At 67.4% G+C, this 6,869-nt stretch carries 4 protein-coding genes; 2 read left to right on the forward strand and 2 right to left on the reverse strand.

The features are described 5' to 3' along the window. Nucleotides 1-80: 80 nt before the first annotated feature. Together ACFFGN_RS18050 and ACFFGN_RS18055 are read right to left on the reverse strand one after the other, a co-directional pair. Nucleotides 81-1,094 (reverse strand): LacI family DNA-binding transcriptional regulator, encoded by a 1,014-nt coding sequence (locus ACFFGN_RS18050; protein ID WP_380048985.1) that lies wholly within the window; start codon nt 1,092-1,094, stop codon nt 81-83. 766 nt (nt 1,095-1,860) lie between these two features. Continuing rightward, a complete protein-coding gene (locus ACFFGN_RS18055) occupies nt 1,861-5,343 on the reverse strand; it encodes an alginate lyase family protein (protein WP_380048987.1) in 3,483 nt (1,160 codons plus the stop codon). 295 nt (nt 5,344-5,638) lie between these two features. Here ACFFGN_RS18055 and ACFFGN_RS18060 point away from each other — a divergent pair, with 295 nt between their 5' ends. Beyond that, nucleotides 5,639-6,640, forward strand: coding sequence for a LacI family DNA-binding transcriptional regulator (locus ACFFGN_RS18060; RefSeq protein ID WP_380048989.1), 1,002 nt, complete (start codon nt 5,639-5,641; stop codon nt 6,638-6,640). 62 nt (nt 6,641-6,702) lie between these two features. Next, on the forward strand, nt 6,703-6,867 hold the full coding sequence (locus ACFFGN_RS18065) for a hypothetical protein (protein ID WP_380048991.1): 165 nt from the start codon (nt 6,703-6,705) through the stop codon (nt 6,865-6,867). Nucleotides 6,868-6,869 lie beyond the last annotated feature (2 nt).

Below are 6,869 nucleotides of genomic sequence, written 5' to 3' on the forward strand. Positions count from 1 at the left end.
GACGAGCATCATGCCGATGATTCACCGGTTAATCAAGGTTTCGGAACGCAGCGCCCCTTGGGCTCTCGGCAGATCGGCGCTCAGCCGGCGTACGGTGCTGTCGATCCTCGATCGATCAATTTCGGCGCCGGCCGCGTCACCAGAGCCGACTGGACCCGGCGGCCGTCGATCATCCGGCGGAGGATCGTGTAGGCACGCATTCCGGCTTGCTGTACAGGCATCCGGATCGTGCTCGGGGCCGGCCGCATGGCGTCGGCGATGGGCAGATCCTGGTACGCGACGATCGACAGATCGGCGGGAATCCGCAGGCCGAGATCGATGACCGCCGAGATCGCTCCTTGTGCCGCGGCGATGTTGTCGATGATCAGCGCGGACGGCGGCCGGGCCGAGCCCAGGAGTTCGCGCGTCGCGGCCGCCAGGTCCGGCGGCTCGTAGCCGACCTGCTTGATCAGCGACCGGTCGAAGCGCACCCCCGCTGCCCGTAAAGCAGAGCGGTAGCCGTCGACCCGGGCGCAACTGGCGATCGGGACGACGGGGCCGCCGACCAGTCCGATCCGGCGGTGCCCGAGACCCAGCAGGTGTGTCGTGGCCAGACCGATCCCGGCCGCGTCGTCGATCCACACCGACACGGAGTCGTCCGGTCGCGGGTTCTGCAGGATCACGTACGGGATGGACCGCTTGGTGAGTTCCTCAGCGGTTTCGTTGCCCCACTGGGTGGACCGCAACAACACGCCGTCGACCATGCCGGTGCCGACGATCCGGCTCATCAGGTGGCTGCCCGGCTCGATCCACAGTGCGTCGGCCAGCAACAGCACGTCACCGTGTTCCTCGGCGGCCGCATGCATGCCACGAATCGCCAGTTCGAAGACCGGGTTCGCAATCTTCGGCACCACCGCCGCGATCACTCCCGATCGGGACAGACTCAGCGACTTCGCGGCGTGGTTGACGCGATAACCCGTGTCCTGGATCGCCTGCTCCACGCGCAGCCGGGTCGCCTCGCTCATCCGGACGTTGCCGCGAGCCCCGGAGACCACCGCGGAAACCACGGCCGTGGATACCCCGGCCCGCTTCGCGACGTCCTTGATCGTGGTCATGGCGCCAGCCTAACGAAGTCCAACCCAGCCGGCCCCGGCCGCGAAGTTCCGCCGCGGCTCCTTGCCGATGGGTGGTCATCCATCCCCCTGCGTAGTCCCGTCGCTGTGCGGTAGTCCCGTCGCTGTGCGCACGGGGTTGCCGGAGGTTTCGCGCAGGTTGTCGTGGGCGTACGTGTTCTTTCCGCGAGTGGTCGCGTATGCACGCGTCCATCCGCGGGAGGAACGCCCGCAGGTGGATGGCGGAGTTGCTCGGGTGGTTATGCCGCCAGGTGGCCGTCTGGACGGGACGGCTGCCGAATTTCGTACGACTACCTGGCTGCAACCGGGTAGCGGCCCCACCCTCACGCCGCGCCCTGCCGCCGCCCATCCCGATGTCCGGGCACCCGTGCGTGCGCGCGGCGGGCGTGCGTGCGGCGCGCGTGCGTGCGCGTGGCGGATCACGGCAGTGGTTACAGGGGTCGACATGCGAGATGGGTGGTCGACCCGTCAAATCTCGGACGTCCACCCCCCAACTCGCCCGTCAACCGCCACGATCTCCGGCGATTGGCCGGGCGAGGCGGGCGGAGGGCGCCGCGTCACGGAGCTGGGCCTTCGAACCGCGCCGACGTTCCACCGCAGCCACGGCGCACGTCGCACACCTGGGAGATGCCCTTCGGACTGGTACGAACTGAACCTTCGACTAGTCGAGTTCCTCCAGCACGGAAGGGCATCCTCAACTCCCACGACTCAACCCACTACCGGATCGGTGGATCCAGGCCCAACCAGCTCAATCGGAAAAGGTTCGCCAGTGTGGACCTGGACGCTGGCCGACGCCGGGAACACTGGGACGGACGCGCTCCCGGTCGCAGGAGCGTGCGACAGTGAGGTTTTCGAACGTGCTCTCCGTGGATGCGTAGAGCCCGATGCCGCCGCTGCGGACCACGGTGTCGCGACCCTCCAGGACCCGAACGCCGTTCACCGTCACGGTGATGCGGTCGCCGTGAATCGCCGCGCCAAGTTCGACGGGACCGGTCAATGGGTTGCTGAGGGCAACCGTTGCCACTGTCACCGGCCCTGACGCGTGCGCCTCGCGGACGATACTCGCGTACCGAGTTCTATTGCTCGTCTTGCCGAGGTGGATCCGGTACCCGTAGGAGTCCGAGGTATCTCGCAGCGAGATGCCCGCGGTGCCGACGGATCCGTTGATCGTGACCCTGGCCTTCGCGACATAGTCGCACGCCTCGGAGAAGCGTGACGGCAGCGTCGAATCGGCGAGTACGTGCGCCCTGCCATCGGTCGGCGTGAGCTTCAACCGACCCGAGTTGACGGACGCGCCTCCTGCGATACCCCGCCAGTTGGCCTGGTCAAGCCCTTCCTTGATTGTGATGTTGTCGAAGGCCGCGGCCCGGCCTTGCGTGGCGGCGGCGGCACCACCCGTCGGCAATTGCGAGTCGTCTGCGGAGATCGACGTGTTGCCCACTGTGGCGATCAGATGTTTCCCGACTGCGGACACGGTCAGCGTGTGCGCGCTGTCTGCGTTGATGGGCAGCTCCGTCTCCGCGAGAAGCGTCGACGTCGCGTTGTATACCTTGACGAGCCGCAGCTTCGCGCCGCCCGATGCATTGACGACATCGGCCCGGTAGAAGTTGCGGGGATCGTGGTAGCGGAACGCGAGACCGGTCGTTGCCGTCGTCTGGTTTCGTGTCTTCGGCACGATGTCGGCAGTCACGACGACGTCATCCGGTACCTCCTGCTGCACAGCCAACGACTGCACGTCCGTACTCGAAGTCTGCACCAGCTGCCCGCCACCCAGCGTCCAGGCGCCCTGCACTGGCGTCCAGCCGTCAAGGGAGCCACTGAAGTCATACACAGTGCGGTCCAGGCTCACATCGGTGAACTTTTCGTTGAGCAGCAGCCTGGGGGCGAAGGCCGCCTTGGTGGACACGGTGACGAGGTCGCCGGTGCGGGTGAACGCGGTCGGGATGCCGTTGATCTTCACCGCGCGTGCCTTCGGCGCGTTGATCGAGAGGGTGCCGGTGAAGGGGTCCCCGAGCGAGACTCGGGCGGTAGCACCCTGCAGTTCCACACTGAGGTCGGACACGACTCCGGAGGCTTTGACGACAGTGTCCCCGTTGTCGGCCAGCGACGATCCCTGGGTCAGCGCGTATCGCGTCAGCCCGCCGCCCTTGTTGGCACGCTCGAGGTAGGCGGTCTCGGCGTTGGTCGCGGCAGCCCCGAACTGCCTCGACGAGGGAATCGCCTCGCGTGACAGGTAGAAGCGGCCGGTCGCTTTCGGCAGGTCGATCTTCATCGCGCTGGCTACGGAGTGATCCACCTGGGGCAGTTCGATGCGCGACGCCTTGACCGAGGGCGCGGCGCCGGCCCTGCCGGGAACTACGACCGTGTCCACTCCGGTGGCGCCGGTGGCGGACCAGTCGTACGACAGGTAGTCGACGTTGGTGAGAACCTGCTCGCCCACGCGCACGGCGCCGTTCTTGTGCACGCGAGACGTGAGATCGGCGCCGGGCCGGGCCACGGGGACGAGTTGTACGCCGGCAACCGGTGTGGCGCCGGGCACCGTGTCGAACCCGACCGTGGCGACGTTCGTGTTCGGGTCGACGGTGACCGGATCGCCGGGGAAGTGCCAGAGCTGCCGGTAGTCGTGCGCGCCGGTGTCACCCATGAGGTCGTCGGAGACGATCCAGAAGCCGGGCTTGACGAAGTAGACGACGCGATCGTGCGCGATCGGCCGATAGGCCTGCGTCTGACCGCGGTAGATGTCGAGGCCCGCGTTCGAGCGCCACAGCGACGTCGAGCGAGGCGGGCCGGCGGGCTGCGGTTGTCCGTCGACCTCGACGGTGTTGTGCGCCTCGGTCGTGCGGCGCATCCAGTTGTTCGTCGGGGTATCGCTGTAGTCCCCCACGCCGGGGTCGACGATCAGCGGACGCCCGTACGCCGCCATCACCAGGCTGAGGTCGTCGGGATGCCGATGCGAGGCCGTATAGCTGGAGTTCTGGTTGTTGATCAGCATGTACCGGGCATCGGCGTCCCACCCGGACCGCTGGACCGCATAGCTGATCGGGAACACCGTGGACGACAGCGTCGGGACGGTCCCCTCGGTGCGCCCGGAGGCGACCCAGGTGAAGTCGGACCAGGAATTACGCTCACCGGTCCTGCGAATCGCGCTCTCGCCCGCGTCCGCGTTCGGAGAATCACCGACGGGCGCTGTCTCGAGATTCGGCTGACGGGTCGCGAACAGCGCATCTGCGATCCGATCCGCCGACTGAACCATCCCGTCGGGAAGGGTTCGCCCGTTGGCATCCGCAACTTCGATCATCGTGTTGACCATGTCCGCCACGTAGGCCTGATAGTTGAACGCCGGCTCGCGGTACACGCCGTCGCCCTTCACCCAGGCGCGCAGGAACCGCTCGACCGACCGCACCGCGAACGGCTCCCAGCCGAAGGACGCCTTGAACTCGGGCAGATAGACCGCCGAGACGTAGATCGCGCGGGCCATCGAGACATACCAGTTGTTTCCGACATGGATCTGCAGCACCGTCGCGAGGCGATCCGTCGTCGCGTGCACGCCGGTCAGGTACGCCACGAGGTCATTGGCGTCGATGCTCGGCTCCGTCCGGAACACGGAGAACGCGCTGACGAGCTGGGTCAGCCGCTTGCCGCCCGAGAGGTTGCGGTTCTGCGGCCAGCTCGGATTGTCGGCGAAGAAGTCCAGTGAGATGTCCATCCACGCCGACGCGTACGCCGCGCGCTTGCGCGGGTCGCTCTCCTTCAGATAAGCGCTCGTCAGCGTCGACATGAACGCGAAGTCACTCATCAGAACCTGCGCGCTGCCTGGGGTGGTCTCCGTCCCGCCCCAAAGGTCCGCCCAGTTCACGTCGATCCGCTGCGCGGCATCGTCGTAGAAGTCACGGGTCACGGTGCCGAACCGGAAGACCCCCGCCGCCAATTCGTTGGCGGTCGCGTCGCCGCCCCCTCCCCCGCCCAGGCCCGGGTACTCGATGCCCGTGCGGCCCGCGTAGTAGGCCTTGAGCTCCACAGCGGCGCCCGACTCATTGCCAGCGGCAAGCTCCGCCGCCACGCCGGCGAGCCCTGGACGAGTCAGATCGAGCAGCTCACCGAGATCCGGCAGGTCGGTCGTGGCGGCCCGGACCGGCGACAGACCCGTCGCCAGCAGAGCCACCGCGACTGTCGTCGCAGCCCACGCACGAGTACGGCGGCGAGCGCTCCGCCGAAGAAGTCTTCGTTGCATCCCAGCTCCTCATGAGTTTTCGCTGCGTCCTTCGACTCCAGGTCGGGACTGTCCAGCAGGCGGGTAGCGCGCCGATGTCCGTGTGGTCGAACGCGAACGTGCCGTCCGGCCCGGAGGCGACGCCGTCGAGCGGGTTCCAGACGCCGTCGAGCGGGTTCGGACGTCGTCGTCGGGAAAGTTCGGCGGGAGCACGGAGCGGCGTGCTGATGCTGTGCGCTCCCTAGGTGACGTATCGTTAATTCACCGTAAACTTGGTTGAGACGTTACGTCAACCGTTCGAGGGAGGGGCGCAAGCGTGACAACGCAACGGGACATCGCCCGCACAGCGGGGGTATCGGTAGCAGTGGTGTCGGCCGTGATCAACGGCACGACCCACACCCGGATGAGCGAGGCCACTCGTGCACGGGTCACCCAGGCCATGGAGAAACTCGACTACCAGCCCAACCAGGCGGCCCGGTCGCTGCGACTCAACCGCACCGGCATGATCGCGCTGGTCCTCCACAAGCTCGACAATCCCGTCTACACCGACCTGCTGCGCGGCGTCTACGCGGCCGCGGCCGAGCACGGCGGGACGGTCCTGCTCGGCGACGCCGAGACGATGCGCTCAGGCAGCCAGTTCGTCACCCGGCTACTCAGCCACGGCACCGTCGACGGCATCCTGATCCGGGACGACTCGCTGTTCGACGACAACGTGGTGGCCGAGTTTCGCTCCCACCCCAAGCCGATCCTCAGCCTGGACTACGACCAGGACCACCCATGGGTCAGCATCGACGACTGCCGCGCGGGCGAGCTCGCGACCCGATTCCTGCTCAACCTGCGCCATCGCCGGATCGTCTTCATCGGTGGAGCGACCGGACACGCGTTCCGGCAGCGCTACCTCGGGTACCAGCAGGAGATGCAGCAGGCCGGGCTGGAACCGGCACCGCATTTGGCCACTGGGTTCGGTGAGCAGGCCGGGGCCGACGGGCTGCGACAGGCGTTGCAACTGCCGGCTGCGCCGACGGCGGTCGTGGTGAACAACATCATCAGCGCCGTCGGAGTACTGGCCGCCGCCCGGGACCTCGGCATCGCCATACCGGACCAGTTGTCTGTGGTCGGGATCCACGACGTCGGCCTGATGGAACACCTGCGCCCAGCCGTGACCGCGGTCCGGATGCCGATGTACGAGCTCGGCCGGGCCGGCGTCGATGCGCTGTACGAGCTGATGGCGGGACGCCCCTGCACCAGCGGCATCATCACCGATCCTGAACCCGAGCTCGTCGTCCGCGACTCGGCGACGGCGCGGGCCGACGCCTGACCAGTCAACCGCGGGTCAGAACGGCCCACGAAGCTCGAGCAGTGACGTCAACCAGACGTCTGGTGAGGCGCACCACCAGATTGACGTGGCGTTATGTCACCGCGCTGCTGCTGTGCCGGGTTGTCGCGCGGCTGCCGGGTTGTGCCGCGACCGCTGCCGGGTTGTGGAGCCGCTACCCGGTTGCAGAGCCTGTTGAGGAATGGGTTCGGGTGGTGGTGATGGGGTAGGG

Source organism: Kribbella deserti, assembly GCF_042434725.1.
GTDB classification, from domain to species: domain Bacteria; phylum Actinomycetota; class Actinomycetes; order Propionibacteriales; family Kribbellaceae; genus Kribbella; species Kribbella deserti.

What these genes read in the sequence shown, in the direction of transcription:
- ACFFGN_RS18050 (WP_380048985.1), bottom strand. Translation starts at nt 1,094, where the DNA reads ATGACCACGATCAAGGACGTCGCGAAGCGGGCCGGGGTATCCACGGCC.
- ACFFGN_RS18055 (WP_380048987.1), bottom strand. Translation starts at nt 5,343, where the DNA reads ATGCAACGAAGACTTCTTCGGCGGAGCGCTCGCCGCCGTACTCGTGCG.